Source organism: Kaistia defluvii, assembly GCF_040548815.1.
Lineage (GTDB): Bacteria > Pseudomonadota > Alphaproteobacteria > Rhizobiales > Kaistiaceae > Kaistia > Kaistia defluvii_A.
This window is the reverse complement of record NZ_JBEPSM010000004.1, coordinates 355,722-373,893: the sequence shown is the minus strand read 5'-3', so window position 1 is coordinate 373,893 and position 18,172 is coordinate 355,722. Positions and strand designations below refer to the sequence as shown.

At 61.5% G+C, this 18,172-nt stretch carries 13 protein-coding genes; 5 read left to right on the top strand and 8 right to left on the bottom strand.

The features are described 5' to 3' along the window. The first annotated feature begins 566 nt into the window (after positions 1 to 566). The gene (locus ABIE08_RS21865; protein WP_354554044.1) at positions 567 to 3,497 is read left to right on the top strand and encodes a DNA methyltransferase; all 2,931 of its coding nucleotides are present in this window, start codon (positions 567 to 569) and stop codon (positions 3,495 to 3,497) included. A gap of 481 nt (positions 3,498 to 3,978) precedes the next feature. On the opposite strand, the gene ABIE08_RS21860 is transcribed toward ABIE08_RS21865, so the two are convergent. The 8 genes from ABIE08_RS21860 to ABIE08_RS21825 form a co-directional block, all read right to left on the bottom strand. Then, a complete protein-coding gene (locus tag ABIE08_RS21860; RefSeq protein ID WP_354554043.1) occupies positions 3,979 to 5,196 on the bottom strand; it encodes a hypothetical protein in 1,218 nt (405 codons plus the stop codon). A gap of 149 nt (positions 5,197 to 5,345) precedes the next feature. Further along, positions 5,346 to 5,903 (bottom strand): hypothetical protein, encoded by a 558-nt coding sequence (locus tag ABIE08_RS21855; protein WP_354554041.1) that lies wholly within the window; start codon positions 5,901 to 5,903, stop codon positions 5,346 to 5,348. A 251-nt stretch (positions 5,904 to 6,154) separates the two neighbouring features. Further along, a complete protein-coding gene (locus ABIE08_RS21850; RefSeq protein ID WP_354554039.1) occupies positions 6,155 to 6,730 on the bottom strand; it encodes a hypothetical protein in 576 nt (191 codons plus the stop codon). Positions 6,731 to 6,917: 187 nt separating this feature from the next. After that, positions 6,918 to 9,989 (bottom strand): M15 family metallopeptidase, encoded by a 3,072-nt coding sequence (locus ABIE08_RS21845; protein WP_354554037.1) that lies wholly within the window; start codon positions 9,987 to 9,989, stop codon positions 6,918 to 6,920. A gap of 701 nt (positions 9,990 to 10,690) precedes the next feature. After that, positions 10,691 to 11,053: a hypothetical protein gene (locus tag ABIE08_RS21840; protein ID WP_354554035.1), complete on the bottom strand. Its 363-nt coding sequence runs from the start codon at positions 11,051 to 11,053 to the stop codon at positions 10,691 to 10,693. A 110-nt stretch (positions 11,054 to 11,163) separates the two neighbouring features. Then, a complete protein-coding gene (locus ABIE08_RS21835) occupies positions 11,164 to 11,397 on the bottom strand; it encodes a hypothetical protein (RefSeq protein WP_354554033.1) in 234 nt (77 codons plus the stop codon). A 29-nt stretch (positions 11,398 to 11,426) separates the two neighbouring features. After that, the gene (locus tag ABIE08_RS21830) at positions 11,427 to 12,818 is read right to left on the bottom strand and encodes a DUF6538 domain-containing protein (protein WP_354554031.1); all 1,392 of its coding nucleotides are present in this window, start codon (positions 12,816 to 12,818) and stop codon (positions 11,427 to 11,429) included. A gap of 415 nt (positions 12,819 to 13,233) precedes the next feature. Continuing rightward, complete coding sequence (locus ABIE08_RS21825) at positions 13,234 to 13,923, bottom strand: GntR family transcriptional regulator (protein ID WP_354554030.1); 690 nt, start codon at positions 13,921 to 13,923, stop codon at positions 13,234 to 13,236. A 186-nt stretch (positions 13,924 to 14,109) separates the two neighbouring features. Here ABIE08_RS21825 and ABIE08_RS21820 point away from each other — a divergent pair, with 186 nt between their 5' ends. The 4 genes from ABIE08_RS21820 to ABIE08_RS21805 all read left to right on the top strand — a co-directional run bounded on the left by ABIE08_RS21820 (position 14,110) and on the right by ABIE08_RS21805 (position 18,164). Beyond that, entirely contained in the window at positions 14,110 to 15,354 is a 1,245-nt protein-coding gene (locus tag ABIE08_RS21820) for an ABC transporter substrate-binding protein (RefSeq protein ID WP_354554028.1), read from the top strand. Positions 15,355 to 15,418: 64 nt separating this feature from the next. Next, positions 15,419 to 16,354, top strand: coding sequence for a carbohydrate ABC transporter permease (locus tag ABIE08_RS21815; protein WP_354554026.1), 936 nt, complete (start codon positions 15,419 to 15,421; stop codon positions 16,352 to 16,354). Between the two features lie 8 nt (positions 16,355 to 16,362). Beyond that, positions 16,363 to 17,193, top strand: a complete 831-nt coding sequence (locus ABIE08_RS21810; protein ID WP_354554025.1) for a carbohydrate ABC transporter permease — start codon at positions 16,363 to 16,365, stop codon at positions 17,191 to 17,193. 23 nt (positions 17,194 to 17,216) lie between these two features. After that, entirely contained in the window at positions 17,217 to 18,164 is a 948-nt protein-coding gene (locus ABIE08_RS21805; protein WP_354554023.1) for a dihydrodipicolinate synthase family protein, read from the top strand. Positions 18,165 to 18,172 lie beyond the last annotated feature (8 nt).

Below are 18,172 nucleotides of genomic sequence, written 5' to 3'. Positions count from 1 at the left end.
CTCATGTTGCCCTTGGGGCTTTCCTCATGGCGAGGTCGAAGATGAGAAGGAGAGACCGATCCTACTCTAGGCTCCTTTCTCCTACAGGGGAGACTTGAAGGGGCACTAGTGGCAAGTTAAGCCGCGAGGGCCGCTCTCGGCCGCCATATCGGCTTTTGCTTCACGGGCGACACCCACGCTTAGCAGCCGCGCGGAACCCGATAGTATAGCTTACTGGGCAATCTCCGGCCTGCTTCCTCACGCTGAGCCCGCCGATCATCCGCGCGTGGTAGCCACGCAAATTGGTTCACCAACAGCGGCATCGCATGAGTCAGCTTCCGATGGGACATAAGTGCCGCCGGTCGGTAGCTGACGCCAACACGGTCAATCCTGTCGTGGCGCCCCTGCTTAGGAGCGGATGAGCGACCTCGGGTGCCGCAAAAGTTTTTGTGCCACAGGCGAGCTTTTCTTGCGGCGAAGTGAGCGCCTTAGTGCCTCGCATGGCGCCAGTTATGAAGCTGCTTATATGACTTCGCTGTCGACAATGCTGCGGTAGACAGGTAGCCGTACTCGCTGGGAGGGGCAGTATGTCAAAGATCGTTGAAGACCTTCATCAATTTCAGCTTTATGTCCGATCGTTGCAAGGCGACGAAAAGGGCGAAGCCCAAGTTTTCTGCGACCGGCTTTTCAAGGCTTTCGGCCACGCCGGCTACAAGGAGGCCGGCGCGACTCTTGAGTTCCGCGTAAAGAAGAGGGGCCGGGGTACCTCGTTCGCCGACCTGATGTGGAAACCACGCGCTCTTATCGAGATGAAGAAGCGCGGTGAGAAGCTCAACCTTCACTACCGGCAGGCGTTCGAGTACTGGCTCAATGCGGTACCAAATCGACCCAGGTACGCAGTCCTGTGTAACTTTGACGAATTCTGGATCTACGACTTCGACCGACAGCTCGATGAGCCCGTCGACAAGGTCAGTGTCCACGACATCGATCATCGGTACACCGCGCTTAATTTCCTGCTGCCGCAGGAGAAGCCGCCGATCTTCAATAACGATCGCGAGAAAGTATCTCGCCAAGCTGCTAATCAGACCGCCGACTTATTCCAGAGCCTGATCAAGCGCCCCGGTAAGCCAATCGACCGCGAGGTTGCTCAGCGGTTCGTGCTGCAGCTCGTGGTTACTATGTTTGCCGAGGACATCGACCTCATCCCCTCCGGCACTGTGACGCAGATCGTTCGAGACTGCCAGGAGAAGGGCTGGTCGTCCTATGACCTGTTCAAGCAACTCTTCGCCCAAATGGACTCGAAGAAGCCGGCTTCTGCCGGGCGCTTTGTGGGTGTCCCCTATTTTAACGGTGGCCTTTTTGCCACGGTCGAACCTGTCGAGCTGACCAAGTATGAACTTGAGCTGCTTGGGGGCGATGGAACGCCGGATAACACTGGCATCGCCGGGAAGAACTGGTCACAGGTGAACCCTGCGATCTTTGGTACAATTTTCCAGTCGAGCATGGATTCGGAAGAACGCCATCAGCACGGGCGCCACTTCACTTCCGAGGCTGACATTCAGCGCATCGTCGGACCCACCATAGTCAAACCATGGGAAGAGAGGATCGACACAGCAAAGACTTTAAAGCATCTGGTCAACCTTCGTCGCGAACTCTCTGAGTTTAAGGTTCTGGATCCCTCATGCGGCAGCGGCAATTTTCTGTATGTCGCCTACCGAGAAATGGCCCGATTGGATGCTCGCATCATGATCCGGCTATCAGAGATCAGCCAAAAGGAGTTCCTTGAGCGTGCCAAGCGCCTCTGCGCGATTAGCCCAAGACAGTTCTATGGTATCGACAACGATCACTTCGGTGTTGAGCTCACAAAGGTCGTTCTACTTTTAGCAAAGAAGCTGTCATTTGACGAGGCAGTTGAGACCCTCAATGCGGAGACCAATGGGTTCAAAGGAAACCTCGAACTCGCCTTCTCAGAAGACGAGGTGCTGCCGCTCGACAATCTTGACACCAACATCATCGAAGGAGACGCTCTCTTCGTCGATTGGCCTGACACCCACGCAATCATCGGGAATCCACCTTATCAGAGCAAGAATAAGCTCCAGGAAGAGCTGGGACCAAAATACCTCAACAAGGTCAGAGAGCGTCATCCTGAGGTTGACGGACGTGCCGACTACTGCGTGTACTGGATACGGCTCGCTCACGATCATCTAGGCGAAGGCCAGCGTGCCGGCTTGGTAGGCACCAATACAATCAAGCAGAACTACTCCCGCGAGAGTGGGCTTGATCACGTTTTGGCGACCGGTGGCACCATCACGGAAGCCGTGTCCAGCATGATTTGGCCAGGGGCGGCAAACCTCAGTGTCTCTATCGTAAACTGGGTGAAAGGTGATGCCCCCGGGAAGAGGCGCCTCTACATCCAAGAGGGCAACAAGCTTGACGCTGGATGGCGCCACGAGGACTTGGACCGTATCCCCTCATCGTTGTCGTTCCGCATAGATGTGACCAAGGCCAAGACGATCCAGGCAAATGCGAAAAAGGGGACCAACTTTCAGGGGCAGACGCATGGCCATAAGGGCTTTCTTCTGAAGCCAGCCGAGGCAAGGCTGCTCTTCAATAAGGACCCGAAGTATCAGGAGGTGGTGAAGCCGTTCATCGTCGGTGATGACATGTTGGGCAAGAAGGACGCGAAACCCACACGCTACGTGATCGACTTTAGCGGTAAGGATTTGCTTGAGGCTCAGGGTTATCCCGATGTCTTCCATCGCATCCAGGCCACCGTCCTACCCCAACGCCAGAAGGCGGCGGCCAACGAATTGAAGAAGAACCAGGAGGCCCTTGCAACGAACCCGAAAGCAAAGGTCAATTGGCACCATCGAAACTTCCTCAATTACTGGTGGCGAATGTCCTATGTGCGCGAGGACATGGTCGCAGCCGTCAGCCCGTTGAAGCGCTACATCGGTTGCTCCCGAACTACTCTGCGACCTGTCTTTGAGTTCATCTCGTCAGAGATTAGCCCAAACGACGCGATCCAGGTCTTCCCGTTCGATGACGACTATTCGTTCGGCATCATGCAATCGACCCCGCACTGGAGCTGGTTCATTAACCGGTGCTCTACGCTTACGGAGCGTTTCCGCTACACGTCGAACACTGTGTGGGACAGCTTCCCTTGGCCTCAGGCCCCGACACTGGTGTCTGTCAAAGAGGTTGCGGAGGCTGGTCGCAACCTTCGTAAGGTTCGTCGCGAGCTGATGACAAAGCACAACCTATCTTTCCGCGAGCTATACCGTGGTCTCGAGCTGCCCGGTGAACATCCGCTGAAGATAGCGACTGAAAACTTGGACGTGGCCGTGCGCAAGGCATACGGAATGAGGAAGACCGCTGACGATCTCACGTTCCTCTTCGACCTAAATCAGGTGATTGCAGCGAAAGAAGCCGCCAGTGAGCCGATCTTGGGCCCGGGTCTGCCTTCATACATTAATGACCGCGATCATTTCGTCTCGAACGACGCAATTCTACCGTGAGATAATTGCAGGTGTGTCAGCACTTGCGCCACGACTTCCCAAAGCTGCCACTCCGCTCTCACCCCATATCGGTCATTTCGAAGTCCTCCAGCAGGCACTCCCCCTAAGACCGACGCTGGGCGCCCCCGCCGCTGTGGTGGAGCCCCCCGGATAGTACGTGATGAAATGCATCGCGGGAGATATGGGGCGGACGGTAGGGGTGGCGGGAGGTTAGTGGGACCGGGGGACTGGAACAGTGCATAGGGTGACCGGGGTGAGGTGGAGACTATCCTCCACCTCCTCTAGACCGTGAGGCGAGGCCAAAGGTCTTCCGGGAGGAGGTCAGTCACATTGAGCACTGAAGGAATGTCTCCGCTCGCCGCCTTACGTTGCCCTCTGGTCTCTCCTCCCAGCCTTGAGGGCGATGATGAGAAGGAGAGACCGATCCTACTCTAGGCTCCTTTCTCCTAGAGGGGAGACTTGAAGGGGCACTAGTGGCAAGTTAAGCCGCGAGGGCCGCTCTCGGCCGCCATATCGGCTTCTCCACAACACGCAGTGCAACGCCAAGACATTGAGCCGATACCGCCCGCATCACCTCTTGAGCAACCGCGCTGTCGGACTTCCTGACGTTGAGGCCGTCGAAGATTGGCAGCGCTGGGATTCCCCGGTCGGCTAGCTCCAGAAGCACCGCCGTCATAATGCTCGCCTCCAGGTGCATTAGCTCAATGCCTACGTCTCGCCCGAACATGTGGGCGATGGCGGGATGTCGGAGCGTCAGAGCTTCCACAAGCCGCCGTGCGGTCCAGCCCTCAGGCAAGGCCGCCTTAAGCTCTGGAGAAAGCCGCCGCATGTCACCCTTGCGGGATAGCATCGAGATCATCGCCAGCTTGGCCCCGTCCCGGTGTTCGCCCAGGCCGGGGATGTCGTAGGGGTCTCCATCCGGCAGTGCGCCCGTGGCGACGACGTAGGCGAGGCTAGGGAAAGCGGCCGAGAAATCGAGGTCCGCGATCCCTTCCCCGCCAACGGTGATGAGATACCGCTTGTCCTTCCTCAGTGTTTGCCAGAAGCCGCCGACAATCCGGCCGCTGAGCTTAAATTCATACGGGTCACTGGCCGACCGCAGGAGGAAGACCCGGCGCAGTGCCAACGGCCCTATCGGCTCCCCAGCGTAGGCTATCTCGGCCCCATTGAGGGTGGAGTTGATGCGCTCCATCTCGGCGCGAAGCCGTTCCGTTTCCTCGGTGTCGTCGTAGTGAACAAGCGTCTTGCCGATGGTCTGGTTGCGGTACTGCCGGCGACGCAGAGTCTCCCCGTTCTCATCCTCCCGTGCCCGTAGCCAGATGGTCTCCCCGCCTGCATCCCTGCCAATGTCCGCGAGTCGCACCCCATGTCGTTGCATCAAGGCGATGAACTCGGGCGTAGGCTCCACGGTTGTCGTGGCTTGCTTGAATACAAACGGGTGACGGACCAGCATCCCCGCGTCCGCAAGGGCCGCTACGGACCCGGCGAGTATGCCTTGAGGGTAGTCCTCGCGGTCGTAGCGTGTGGGCTTCGTCTTGGCCGTAGCGATTGCCAGGAGGCCGCCTTCCTCGCGGGATGGGCTCAAGGCCAGCTGAACGAGGTTGGCCGCGATGTTCCCCATGACGAAGCGGCGACGCTGGGCCGCGTCACGGCGGAGAGACCTCGTGCGTTTCCTAGCGTCGGGCGTGGTGACAAGCATGAGGTGGTCCACGAGCGCGACTAGCGGGGCTCCCTTCGTGGTGAGCCACGGGTCCAGGAAGATCGATGCGGGGGCGCCTTCATTGTTTACTCTCGGGCCCTTTCTATCCCTAGATTGTTCACTAAATGTCTCGTCAAAGTCCTCCATAGCTAGCCTCTCGCCGTGACCGTCCAGGAGCCTCCGCGAAGGGCGGCTGTGAAGGCCTGCATCCGTCTCAGTTCATCCACTGTGTCATCCCTTGGCGGCGCTGGCTTGGGGCGAGGCCGCTTGATGGACGGCCGTGCCCGCTCCCTGATGTGGTCGATGGTGTCGCCGCCGATCCCGAGCGAGGCCCGCTCTGCGAGCATCCTTCCAAGGTGCCTGAGATAGAGCCCCTCGCTTCGGGGATACCGTGAGGGTGCATCGGGGTAGTGCGTCCCGGCTGCTCCCCGGAGTCGCTTCGCCTGCTTACTGATCTGGACGGCTTCCCAGTCAGGGGCACCCCAAGGCCCTAGCTCGGCGTGGGCCGCCTGGATGGTGAGGACGATGAGTAGTAGGGTTTGCGCGGCCTTTCCGGCCTCATGGAGCCGCGCGAGTGTGTTCCTGGCCTTCGCCTCGGGTGTCATGCCGCGCTGGTGGTAGGCGTCTTTAGACTTGCCTTGCGAGGCCATGAGGCCTTCCAGCGAACGGACGGCCATCTGGACGGCCCTATCTTCCCGATGCTCCATGAACCACTCCCGCGCGGCTTTCCGAAAGGGCACTAGTTCTGCCTTGGAGTACGATTTGCGGTGTTCGTGGCCGTGGGTCCGTAGGTGTTCCTTGTGGCGTTTGCAGTAGGTCTCCGACAGGCCCTGCGAGGAGGAGCGTTGCGTCGGGCGCCGACATCCCGGGACCACGCAATGTTCTCGCGGGAAGCTCGGAGGACCATGGGCTCGGCGCTTAATGTCGGCCTTCTGGGTCAGCCTTCTGTTCCGTGATGTCATACGGTGCCGCCCTGCAAGAACGCGATGCCCCTCGGATAGGTGTCGGGCGTTGGGCTGTGCCTGGCCTTATGCTTGAGGGTCGCCGGCCGCGCGACGAGAAGGTCGGTCTCCTTGGCCTTGAAGAGGGACCACCTATCGGCCTTCTTCTTCGGGAGTGGCGTGAAGCTCCAGCGCCCTGCCTGATGGGCGGCCTGAAGCTCCTGCATGAGAGACCATAGGGCCAGATTGCGCTCGGCCAGCTTTCGGCCTGAAAGCCTGTTGGCGACATAGCCATTCGGCCCCCAGGAGAGCCCGAAATCCGCCATCGCTTCGACCTCAAGGAGGGAGGTAGCGGGTACAACGTTCAGCACGCGCCAGAGTGCATGGGAAATGATGGGAATGGGCTCGGGAGCATATCCAGCGCCCCAAAGCTGGCGGACGAACTGGCCGCCTACTACAAGGTTCACGCCATAGCTACAGGCTGGAATGCTGAAACCGCCCTTCAGCGGGGCGGGTTCGTGCCAGTGGGCAATGGTCGCGATAACCGGCTCCCCATTTTCTACATCTAGGGGGAAATCGTTGAAGTCGTTCATGGTGGTCTCCCATGGAAAAGGGCGGCTCGAAGGCCGCCCCAAGGGTTGATCTATGCGTGCTGTGTTGGTCGCTGCCGTCTATTGCGGCCGTAGCGCTGCCAGGAGGTCTTGCGCTCCCAGCTAGCCTCGGGCCCGGGCCTTGCGATTCTCGATGAGCGCCCCACGGGCCGCCCTCTGCCTGGCGTGCCTAGGTCTTGATGGCGAAGTGAGGCTTGTCCTTGAAGCGCTTCCAGTCGGCACCGATGTCGAGCTTGATGCCGAGTTCCTTGGCGGCCACCTTCATGGCCCTCACGATTTCAGCCTGCGAGGCTGCGTCGAAGTTGACCGCCCCGTCCGCGTCGATGGGCCAGAGGTCCACGGCGTTGCCGTCGAGGTGGTCGCTGTCATGGGTCTTGCTCCAGCCCCACTCCACGGCCTTCTTCTGGAGGGCCGCATCGCGCTTGCCGGACCCGATGACGAACTTGATGCCGCTGACCTTCTGGGCCCGCTTGATCACGTCCTGGAGGGACGGCTGGAGGGTCTTGAGGTTGACCTCGTGGTTGCCCACGGGGTCGCTGTTCCACTCCTGGAACTTGGCCACCTGTCCCGCTCGGCCCTCGCTGTCCACGTCGGGTATCTTGGCGTAGGCGGGAGGAGCGTTCGGAGAGCCTAGGGAGGCGGTGAGCTTGGCGGAGCTATGGCCCGGAGGACCACCCTGGAGCGCCCTGAGGACCTGCTTCGGGGTGACGGAGACCCGCTGGCCCTTGTAGGTGCCCCGTCCGGACGCCCTCGGGAGAGAGGCCCACTCGGCGGAGAGGCCATTGAGGAACTGGGCGTCGCTCATCTGGCCGGCCTGCCACTTAGACAGACCCCGCCGCTCCAGAAGGTGCATCGCCATACGGTCCTGCATCTTCTCGTCAAACACCTCGTTGCCCGTGAGGCCCATCTCTTTGCGGATGCTCCTCATGGTGGTGCGGACGATCTGGTAGCGGCCGAGCGCCGAGCTGTTCCACTTGTTGTTCTTGTGGCGCAGCATCTTGGACTGGAGGGCGTCCACCTGGTCGAGCGTCATGCCGACGAGGTTCACGTCTCCGCCCGTGTAGGCGCCGTAGCCTAGCGTCTCGTTGTAGCCGTTCCTGCGGTCGGTCCCCTCGGTGTGCCCGATGAGGCCGAGGATGCCGTCCATGGGGACACCGGCTCGCCGGAGGGACTCCACCTTGGGCGGATCGCTGAAGAGGTTGGTTAGCTTCTCGCGTGTCTCGGGGGAGACCTGGGAGGTGTCCGGCTGGATGGAGTTGGTGATGGTCGGGTCCACACCATCCTCACCGCCCATGATGGTCCGCATCTCCTCGTGGAAGAGCCTATTGGCCTCCTCCACGGAGACCCCATGCTTCTGCGAGAAGGCATCGACGGCTGACCTGACGGCGGGGCTCAGGGTCTCCAGCGCTGGGGGCGGCGTAGAGGTCTCATCACCCGTGGTAGTCGGGACGCCGAAGGCGCTAGTCCCGGGCTGCTGGGTACCCTGTGATTGACCACCGCCAAAGACGCTCTGCTTGGGACCGTCCGGCCCAGCCGCGAGGTTGTTCAGCATGGTGTTTCCCACCTGGAGGATGCCGTCCCACCAGTTTCCCTGGTCTTCGGCCACATAAGTGGGAAGGTCGTTGGCCGCTTCTTCGGCGGCTCGGGCCTCGGCCTGCCGTTCCGCCTCTTCGGCCGCCTCCCGTTCCTGTTGGGCCCGAGCGGCATCCGCCTCCGATTCGTAAATGTTGACGTGCTCCCCGGTATCGTCGGGCCGAAGGCGAGACCGAATGATGTTGGCCGCGTCCAGCGCCGCCTTCTCCTTCACCATCATGGGGGCCCCGGGATTGCGCCTCTCCCAGTCGAGGAGGAGTTGCCGGTAGTCGAAGAGGGCTTCCAGGGCTTCGCTGGAGAGCGGCATGTCCCCGCTGATGATGGCCTCTGTGTTGCTGATCGCGGTGGCGTTCGTCAGGAACTTAACGGTGTCCTTCGCGGTCGGTACCGTGAAGATGCCTCCGTCCTCGGTCGCTTTCTTGACGGCCTCCATCCGGTCCAGGGCCTTGAGGTAGGTCGTATGGCCCCGAATGATGCCCTTCTCACGGGCCTTGTTGATGTAGTCGAGGCCGGCGCCCGCATCGATGTCCGCCCAGACGCCCATGAGGGACTGGTCGTCTTCCTGCGTGGTACCTTCCTTATAGGCCTTCTTGGCGTCCTCGATGGTCTTCCGGATGTCACCGTCCCTGCGGCTGAGGTTCTTGATGAGTTCCTCGGGGACATCCTTCCCGGTGTAGATGAGGGAGAAGGCCTCCGCCTTCCACGCCTCCTGCTGCATCTTCTCCTGGCGTTCCCGCTCCTGGGCGACATCCGCCCCAGCCGCTCCCTGGGCCGCGAGGATGCGGTCCTGGGATTTGGTCATGGCGTCACGGACCTTGGGGTCCAGGTTGAGCGGGTGATCCCGCCCGGGCAGCTTGCGGTCGAGGAGCTTCAGGACTTCCATGTCGGAGGTCCGCTCGGCCTGGAGGAGGATGGAGTCCACCAGAAGCTGATCCACCGGGGCTTCCTGTTCGCCACGCTTGAGGGCCTCCTCGCGGATGACCATGGCCTGGTTCCAGAAGGCGTCCCAGTCGGTCGTCCCCGTGGCCCTGCCGTCGTCTACCGTCTCGGTGAGGGCATGGTTAATGGTGGCGCCTGTAGTGGCCTGGGCCTGAGCCCTGATGCGAGCCTCGCGCTCCTTCCCGAAAGTCCCGAGCCCGCCCATGGTGATGCGTTCAAGGTGTGGAGCGAGGCCGGTCAGGACATCCGCATCCTGCTCATCACCCACATTGTCGGACATCCACTGGCTGGCCCACGCGGAGAAGGCTGTCTCATCAGCGTCGTGCCGGCCCTCCCAGGTCTCGTAGTCCAGGGCGAACTTGTCGCCCAGGCGGAGACCCGCAAGGTTGCCCTGGGCCTTCTTGTAGGCGGACATGTAGATGGGCGAGGAGGATGCCGGGACGAGACCCTGGCGCACCGCTTCAGCCCAGCCCACCTGGTTGTTGCGGTTGAAGTCCACAATGGCCCGCGCGGCATCGGCCTCTTCCGTCTCGGCCTTCTTCTTGTTCATGTAGGACCCGAGGCCCGCATCAAACGCGGCGAGACCCTCAGCCAGGTCATTAAGGGAGGAGCGCCCCGGCTCTGCCGGCCGGACGTAGGTGTTGACCGGCGCGGCGATACCCTGGATGGCGGAAGGTCCGGAGACCTCCCGCACTTGTGGACGTGCCATCAGGTGCGACCTCCCTCAAGGGTGGCTCGGATTGATGGTGTCGGTGCTGGTCGCGTTGATGCGTCCATAGGTTCTCCATGGTGTGGATGATGGGTGGATGGCCGGCACCAGCGCGACGTGGCACCGTGCCGACGACAGTGTGCAATTGTGGAGAGTGGATGCAGTTCTCCGCCTCCCCGCATTCCCACGCGTCCTCCCGGGGCTCCTCCAGGGCTATTCCGCACTAGGTCACATCAGCTTCCCTGATTATGTGCCGTCGCTGTCCGCGTGGTTCCCCACTGTGCCCTTAGGGTATGTTGGGCGGTCCACCTTAGGGGATTGGTGGTAGGATATTCCTAGGGTGTCTTGGCCCTCCCTATGCACTCCTCGCCAAGCACCCAAGTGGAGTTAGGTCGCCGGTATATACTCAATAGTTACTCGATAGAGGAATTATAGATGCGTCCGCCATAGGTATTAAGTCGGGAGAGAAAATTGCTTACAGTCGCGATATGACGCCGAAGAACATTTGCGTCAATGCTATTTTTAGTGGCTGTGGCGGAACTGCTAGACGCGCCGGATTCAAAATCTCTGGCACAGTAAAGCAACTCAGGGGCATAGGTTTTGCTGTCGCGCCACAGTGGCGGAACCGGTGGCACAAAAAAATTTGGCCCCAAGCGTGAGCCGGGGCCTATTGGTGGGCAGCGGGTTGAAGGACCGAGCCGTTACTCCGCCTTCCTCAGGATCAAATCGAGCTGCCGTATTAGTCCGCGCCCTCGCGGCGTCAGGTGGAAGGTTTTCTTGCGCCGGTTCGGCCGGTACTCTCGGGTCTCGACCAAGCCGAGGCCCGGTTTCTCCTCCCGGTAGGACGCTCCGAGATATCGAAGGTGGACGCTAACGGTGGTGGGAGGAGTGCCGATCTTCACCGCCAAATCCTCCAGTGTCATGGGCTCGCGGGGATCGACTTGGTGGCCTTCCCATATGGCGACGCCAAGGAGCGTGTTGACGACGGCCGCCGGAATGTCGCGATGCTCCGCGAGGAGACGTCTATTGGCCTCGAAGAGCGCCCGGATGTGTCTGGTACTCATTTTACTTCGGTCCCTATGGAGCGCCGGAAGGAGCAGTCCAGTGTCGGACGCTCTCCCTCGGGATCGTGCTTGATGGGTGTGTCGTGGTGGAGTGCAAGTAGGCCCAGGCCTCACCCTCGGGGTGTGCCCTTTCCGACCTCGTAGTCCACTCGCCAAGCTTCCACCCACGGGGTCAGGTCGGCCCCCAAGGACCAGTCCATCAGGAACGCTCGAACCTCGAACTCCTCGATGTGTTCGATAGCGAAGGCGATGGCTTGCTTTGGCGACTTCAAGAGGTCCAGAATTTCGGTGTTTGCGGTGGTGGCGGAGACGGGCGGGAAGCGGTTGGAAGTGGTCGTGGTCATGGGAAATCTCCTCTCAGTTGTCTTGATTGCTAGCGCTTGGGGTTCTCGATGGGGCTATCCGTTTGGTGCCGGGGCGAGCGGGCGGTTGGAAGCTTGACGGCTTCCACCAAGGCACGCTTGGCGGCGTCGCCCGACTGTCCGGGGTAGTGCCGCATGGTCAGCCGCAGAATGTCCTTAGCCCCCTCATCATCGTGGCCGACAACATCCGCTATGGTCCAAGGGGTGAAGCCGGGATTGCCGCCTTCCAGCGCCTCTACCGCCTTGCGGATGAACCAGCGGCGGAACGAGTGGAAGTCCACATTGCTCTTGGCTTTACCGTTCGGCCGTTCGTCCACGCCGATCTTGCGGCGATACCGGGTGAAGGCTTTCGCCGCCGGGTCGGATCGGCTGTCGCGGGAGGCCGGTATGTCGGGCAGGCCGTCAATGAGGTGGGCGCTTTCTGACTTCCCCTCGCTGCGGCGAGCGACAAGGCCGGCCAGATCGGGATGGATCGGTATCGTGCGGGTAGCATTGGCCGTCTTGCCGTAATGGACCTGGAAGTTGCCGTCAGCGCAATCGGCCAAGCGGAGCTGGCAGATTTCTTCCAGGCGCATGCCGCTAAGGGCTGCGATGTGCATCAGGTCGGAAAGATAGAGGCTCGGCGGTGGGTGCATTAGGTCGGCCACTGGACCGTGTACAAGGCGGGCCGTCTCGTCATCCGTATAGGCCCGCTTGCCTCGGTCTGGCTCTGCATCGCGGTTCGGCCTCGGAGCGGCGGGGAGTTCCTGTCCCACCCAGGGACTGTCCTCAACATGACCCCGCAGTTTCAGCCACTTCCAGTACTCGCGAAGGAAGCCTAGGTAAGCAGTGGCCTTCTTTCGGTCGCGGCCGACGACAAGTGCTTGCTCGATAAACCGGCCCGCCGTCTTGCGGGTGACGCCTTCGAGGGTAACTGGCAGATGCTCGGTTCGCAGCCAGTCCCCGAGCCAGCGTAGGACGCGCTCAAAGTCGCCACGGGTCTTCAGTCGGTAGTCGGCCTTGAAGGTGAGGAAGGCGCTCGCATGGTGGTCCAGGGGCGTCGCTTGGCCACTCGCTAGGCCGTAAAATGCGGCTGCGGCCTCATGGCCTTCGGTCGCGGCGATCCGCTGGGCACGATCATGAAGCCAGTATTGCGTTCCCTCGTCGTCGGCATGCAGGCGCAGGTGCAAAGCCTCGGCCTCACGGGGATTGCTCGAAGCTGCGGCTCGGCGAGCCTGAGCTATTGCGCTTTTCATCCGAGTGACCACCGGCCATTTCAGCTCATTGGCATGCCTGAGGTCGGCAGTTCCAAGGGGCTGCTTGAAGCGTGTCCTGCCGAGGATGGACTGAAGATTTCGGGGAATGAAAACCACCACCCGCCATTGCTGCCCATGCCACTCTAGATACTGCTGCGAACTGGCCATGCCGGTGTCGTGCTCCCCCAAATTGCTCCCCCATAGAGCCGGGCAAAGTGGAGGAACGTCAAGGGGTACAAGGCGTCAGACAGGTTGTCGGAGAGCGTCTCCCCCTCTCCGCCATTAGCTTCATGATACCATTGTATTTTCAGACGTGGTCCGATGGGTCGAGCGGCTTTTGATGTTGGTCTGGTCATCGGGTGCAAGCGAGGGCCACGACCGAGGCACTCCGGCGTCAATCGTCCAGTTCTGTCGAAGGCTTCACCAGATGGATCCGGACGCGTTGGGTCGGACACCCAGCGCTGCTGGCGTCGTTGGTGCTGACGCAGTCCCGAGTCTGATCAACCGCTGGCAACGCGGATCGCAGCTAATTGGCTTTCGATAGACGACGACGGCCGCGCCGGAGCGTGATTCCTGGCGTCGTCTATGGATCCGTCCGTGACTTCGCAGCCCTGTTTTGTGTCGCCTCGAAGGCATCCAGGACATCATCCAGGGTCGCGCGGACATGCTTGCCGCTGATCTCCCGCGCGCGGGAGGGATCGCGGTCGCGGAAGGCGTCGAGTAACGCGTGATGCTCGGCCCGGACACGATCCGCATAAGCCTGGGTTCGCCCTCGCTTGTAGAGAAGGCTTTCGCTCAGGCCGTAATAGCGAGGGATGATGATTTCGGCCGCTTCGAGATTTCCGCCATGCATGTTGATGAAGCGGTGGAAGGCATAGTTGGCGGCGTCGATCCGAGGCCAGTCCAGCGCGTCCAGGGCCACATCATGCGCCGCCTGCAGCGCTTCGAGCTTGCGGAGCGATGACAGCGATGCCTCTTCGGCAAACTGGTAGGCGAGAAATGCCTCGAGCGCTTCGCCAATCTCATGCGAGTGGATCAACCGCTGTCGATCCAGCGCCCGCACGCGGACGCCACGGTTCGGGAATATCTCGACCAGGCCCTCTCCCTCGAGCTGCTGCAGCGCTTCGCGCACAGGCTGGACGCTGACGCCGTATTTTTCGGCGAGCGCGTTCAGTCGCAGCCAGCCGCCCAGCGGTATTTCGCCCGCGATGATCTCATTGCGCAGCAAGTTGGCCACGCGAACATAGTTGGTCTCGCCCACCGGCTTGGTCACGGCCCCAGATCCTGCTGTCAGAAGGATGCTACCCAATGACGGTTATCGTCGATCCCGTCAAATCATATATGATCTTGACAGAAGATATACGATTTGAAAGTCTGCCGGGGCATAAGGCGGCAGGAGGCCGACCGCGTGCCCGTCGGGGAGGAGCTCCGGTGGAACCAGACATTGGGGAAGAGACGCATGTTGAAAGCCCTTATCCGCGGCGCCGCCCTCGGGGCGGCGCTGGCCGCGTCGACACTGGTCGCCCAGGCGCAGACCGAGCTCGACTTTGCATCTTGGCAACTGGAAGAGCCGGGCAATTCCGATTGGTGGAAGGCAGCCATCAAGGCCTTCGAGGCCGAGAATCCCGATATCAAGATCAAGCAGAACTACATTCCGTTCGCGGACTATCTGACCCAACTGACCATCCGCTTTGCGTCCAATCGCCCGCCGGCGGTGATCCAGATTTCCGAGCAGAATTATGGCGCCTATGCCTCGCAGGGCTGGCTCGCGCCGCTCGATGCGCGGATCCAGGGCACCGATATCGCGACCGATTGGGCCAGCGCACAGGCCGACCTGAAATGGGATGGCGAGACGCGCGGCGTCCTGATCTCGAACAGCGCGCTGATGCTCTTCTACAACGAGGACTTGTTGCAGAAGGCCGGTGTCGCGGCTCCCAAAAGCTGGGATGAATTCAAAGCCGCTGTGGCCAAGCTGACGGACAAGCAAGCGGGCACATTCGGCCTGTCGGCTGTGACGACCGAACACCCGACGGCCGTCGAAGACCTGCACCGCTACGCGATGTGGGCAGGAACCAGCCTCATCAAGGACGGCAAATATAACCTGACGGCGCCCGAAGTCGTCGCGGCGCTCGACGCCTATCGGCAGACGGTCGGCCAGAATGCGCCGCTTGGCAACAATTCGGCGGTGGCGCGGCAGCTCTTCGTCGATGGTCGCACGGCGTTCCTGATTGATGGGCCGTGGGTTTGGTCCTGGCTTGAAAAGGCGACGCCGGAGATGCGTCCCAAGCTGAAGATGGTCCGCACTCCTTTCGACCCGCAGGAAGCACCGGGCGGTATCACCATCCATATCGCCGAAGGACTGGATGAAGGCACCGCGGATGCTGCCTGGAAGTTCGTTCAGTTCGTCACCAAACCGGAATGGCAGCGCGCCTATCTGAAGCAGACGGGTCAGCCCGCCGGCCGCAAGTCTCCCGTGCTCACCAGCGATGACATCGCAGCCGCTCCGCAGCTCGAGATCATCAGCGCCGCGGCCATGGCCAGTGAGCCCCTGTTCCCGACGGATCAGCGGATCCGCGGCAATTTCGCGGAATACTCGGCCATTCTGATGACGGCGGCGCTGAAGCTGCTTTCGACCCAGGAACCGACGGACGCGGTGCTGAAGGCGGCACAGGATCAGCTCCAGGCGGCGATTCCGCTCGACTAGCGAGCCCGATGGCGGACGGCTTGCCCGTCCGCCTCCTTCCACCGACAGGGTCGATACAATGGCAATGACGAGCATATCGGCAGCCGGAACGCGGCGTGCCGGCTGGCTGGATCTGAGCTTCGAGCGGCGACGTACATTGCTGTCGCTGGCGTTGCTGATGCCGGCCGTCGCGACAGTCCTGGTGCTGATCGTCTATCCGCTCTACCAGGTCTTCGAGATCTCGCTGCGCGAGGGCAAGGTGATGAACTTTGCCCGGATCAGCGCATTGCCGCTCGGCTTCGGCAATTACAGCCGCGTGCTGTCGGATCCGCAGTTCTGGCGCAGCACGTCGACTTCGGCGATCTATGTGGCGGGAAGCGTTGGCGCCGCCTTGTTGATCGGCTTGGCGACCGCGTTGCTTCTCAATCGACGCCTGCCAGGCACGCGTATCTTCCGGACCCTGATCCTGATCCCTTGGGCGGTGCCCGGTGTCGTCGTGTCGATTATGTTCCTCTGGATCATGGATGGCTCGTTCGGCGTCTTCAACGCCATGCTTCGCGACATCGGCCTGCTATCCGGCGACCATGCCTGGTTCGCCGATTCCCGCACGGCGCTTCTCGCGGTCATCGTGCCGACGATCTGGAAGACCTATCCGCTCATCACGCTGACGATCCTGGCGGCGCTGCAATCCATTCCGACGGAAATCTACGACGCGGCCGAAGTGGATGGCGCCAAGGCGGTGCAGAAATTCGTCCATGTGACCTGGCCGGGCATTCAAAGCGCCACGGCGCTGGTGGTGATGGTCAGTTGCCTCGGCGTGTTTCGCGACGTCGACATCATCTTCGCGACGACGGGCGGCGGGCCGGCGCACGCGACCGAGACGCTGGCGCTCTACGTATACAAGGAAGCCTTCCAGTATTTCCGGATGGGCGCGGCCACCGCTGTCGGCACGATGATGATCGCCTTCGCCCTTCTTCTCTCGATCCTGCTCGGCGCCCTGGCTCGCCGGTCGAAATATTGAGGCCCGCGATGAAGATTGGAACCGTGCTTTCCTGGATCGCGCTGCTGGGCTTTGCGCTCGTCACGCTGTTCCCATTCTACTGGATGGTGATGACCGCCATCATGCCGACGGATGCGATTCTGTCGCGCTCGCCGTCGCTGCTGCCGGATTTTTCCCGCATCCGTTTTGACGCCTTTGTCGGGATTTTCGCGCGCAGCGCGTTTCCGACCTGGATGATGAACAGCCTGATCGTCGGCGTGCTGACGACATTCTTCAGCGTCGTGGTCTCGACGCTCGCCGGCTATTCGCTGTCGCGCTATTCCGGGGTCGTGCAGCAGTCGCTCGGCGCCATGCTCCTGATCAGCAAGCTGATCCCCGCCAGCCTGATCCTGATCCCGCTTTTCATCATCTACAATCTCCTGGGGATCTTCGACACCTATCTCGGTCTGGTCCTCGCCAACATGACGATCAGCGTGCCGCTCGCCAGCTGGCTGATGAAAGGCTTCTTCGACCGGATCCCGCGCGAACTGGAACAGGCGGCGATGATTGACGGCGCCAGCCAGATGCAGGCGCTCCGACTGATCGTCCTGCCGCTGGCGAAGCCCGGCGTCGCGGCGGCGACCGTGTACGTCATGCTGAACAGCTGGTCGGAGTTCATCTTCGCGCGAACGCTGATCTCCTCGCCTGAGAGGCAGGTTCTGACTGTCGGCATGCAGTCTTTCGTCGGCGAACAGATGGTCGACTGGCAGTTGCTGATGGCCGCCGGCACCGTGTCCATCCTGCCCGCCATCATCCTCTTCGCCTTTCTCGAGCCCTTCCTGGTCAACGGCATGACCAAGGGCGCCCTGGCCGGCACCTGAACCTTCGCTCTGGAGTGAATATATTGAAACTGGATCGTGAATCCTTTCGCGGCATCTATGTCATCGTCGTCACGCCCTTCACCCCGGCGCTCGACATCGACGAGGATGCGCTGCGCTCGACCGTGAAGTTCTGCATTGACGCCGGCGTGCACGGTGTTGTCACCACCGCGAACGCCAGCGAAGTCGGCTATCTCTCCGAGACCGAGCGCCGGCTCGTGGCCGAGATCGTCGTGGACGAGGCGGCCGGCAAGACGGTGTCCGTTGTTGGCGTTTCGTCGGCGCACTACCGGATTTCCGCCGATCTCGCGCGCCATGCCCGCGATATCGGCGCGGGCGGCGTGATGGCGATGCCGCCGACCTTCCATGCCCCCACGCTGGACGAGATCCGCGAATTTTATCGCCAGGTCGCGGGTGCGACGGATCTGCCCTTCATCCTGCAGAATGCGATCGGTCCCGGCGCTACCGTGATGTCGCCGCGCCTGATGGCCGACATCATCGACGAGCTGCCGACGGTCCGCTTCATCAAGGAGGAGACCGCCTATCCGGCACAGATGACGGGTGACGTCATCGCCCTGGCCGGCGACAAGCTGCTCGGCGTCATGGGCGGCCGTGCCGGCAAGACGCTGATGGAAGAGATCCCGCATGGCATGTGCGGCACCATGCCGGCCTGCGAGATCGCGGATGTCCATGTCGCGCTCTGGAACGCGATCGAAGCGAAGGACAAGGCGCTGTCGCGCCACATCTTCCGCCATCTCCTGCCGTTGCTCGATTTCGAAGCGTCCTACGGCATCCCGCTCTGCAAGGAGGTGCTGCGCATGCGCGGCGTCATTCCGAGCGCCGCCTGGCGCCAGACCGGTTACCGCGCGCTCGATCGTCATGCGCTCAACGAAGCCAGCATCATCCTGGATGGGCTCAGCGACTTCCTGTTGCCGGCCTATCGCCACGAGGCTGCCGACCGTCGTTCCGCCTGATCTCCCAC

What these genes read in the sequence shown, in the direction of transcription:
- ABIE08_RS21845 (WP_354554037.1), bottom strand. Translation starts at nt 9,989, where the DNA reads ATGGCACGTCCACAAGTGCGGGAGGTCTCCGGACCTTCCGCCATCCAG.
- ABIE08_RS21810 (WP_354554025.1), top strand. Translation starts at nt 16,363, where the DNA reads ATGAAGATTGGAACCGTGCTTTCCTGGATCGCGCTGCTGGGCTTTGCG.
- ABIE08_RS21820 (WP_354554028.1), top strand. Translation starts at nt 14,110, where the DNA reads ATGTTGAAAGCCCTTATCCGCGGCGCCGCCCTCGGGGCGGCGCTGGCC.
- ABIE08_RS21835 (WP_354554033.1), bottom strand. Translation starts at nt 11,397, where the DNA reads ATGACCACGACCACTTCCAACCGCTTCCCGCCCGTCTCCGCCACCACC.
- ABIE08_RS21840 (WP_354554035.1), bottom strand. Translation starts at nt 11,053, where the DNA reads ATGAGTACCAGACACATCCGGGCGCTCTTCGAGGCCAATAGACGTCTC.
- ABIE08_RS21865 (WP_354554044.1), top strand. Translation starts at nt 567, where the DNA reads ATGTCAAAGATCGTTGAAGACCTTCATCAATTTCAGCTTTATGTCCGA.
- ABIE08_RS21855 (WP_354554041.1), bottom strand. Translation starts at nt 5,903, where the DNA reads ATGGAGCATCGGGAAGATAGGGCCGTCCAGATGGCCGTCCGTTCGCTG.
- ABIE08_RS21830 (WP_354554031.1), bottom strand. Translation starts at nt 12,818, where the DNA reads ATGGCCAGTTCGCAGCAGTATCTAGAGTGGCATGGGCAGCAATGGCGG.
- ABIE08_RS21815 (WP_354554026.1), top strand. Translation starts at nt 15,419, where the DNA reads ATGACGAGCATATCGGCAGCCGGAACGCGGCGTGCCGGCTGGCTGGAT.
- ABIE08_RS21860 (WP_354554043.1), bottom strand. Translation starts at nt 5,196, where the DNA reads ATGCTTGTCACCACGCCCGACGCTAGGAAACGCACGAGGTCTCTCCGC.
- ABIE08_RS21850 (WP_354554039.1), bottom strand. Translation starts at nt 6,730, where the DNA reads ATGAACGACTTCAACGATTTCCCCCTAGATGTAGAAAATGGGGAGCCG.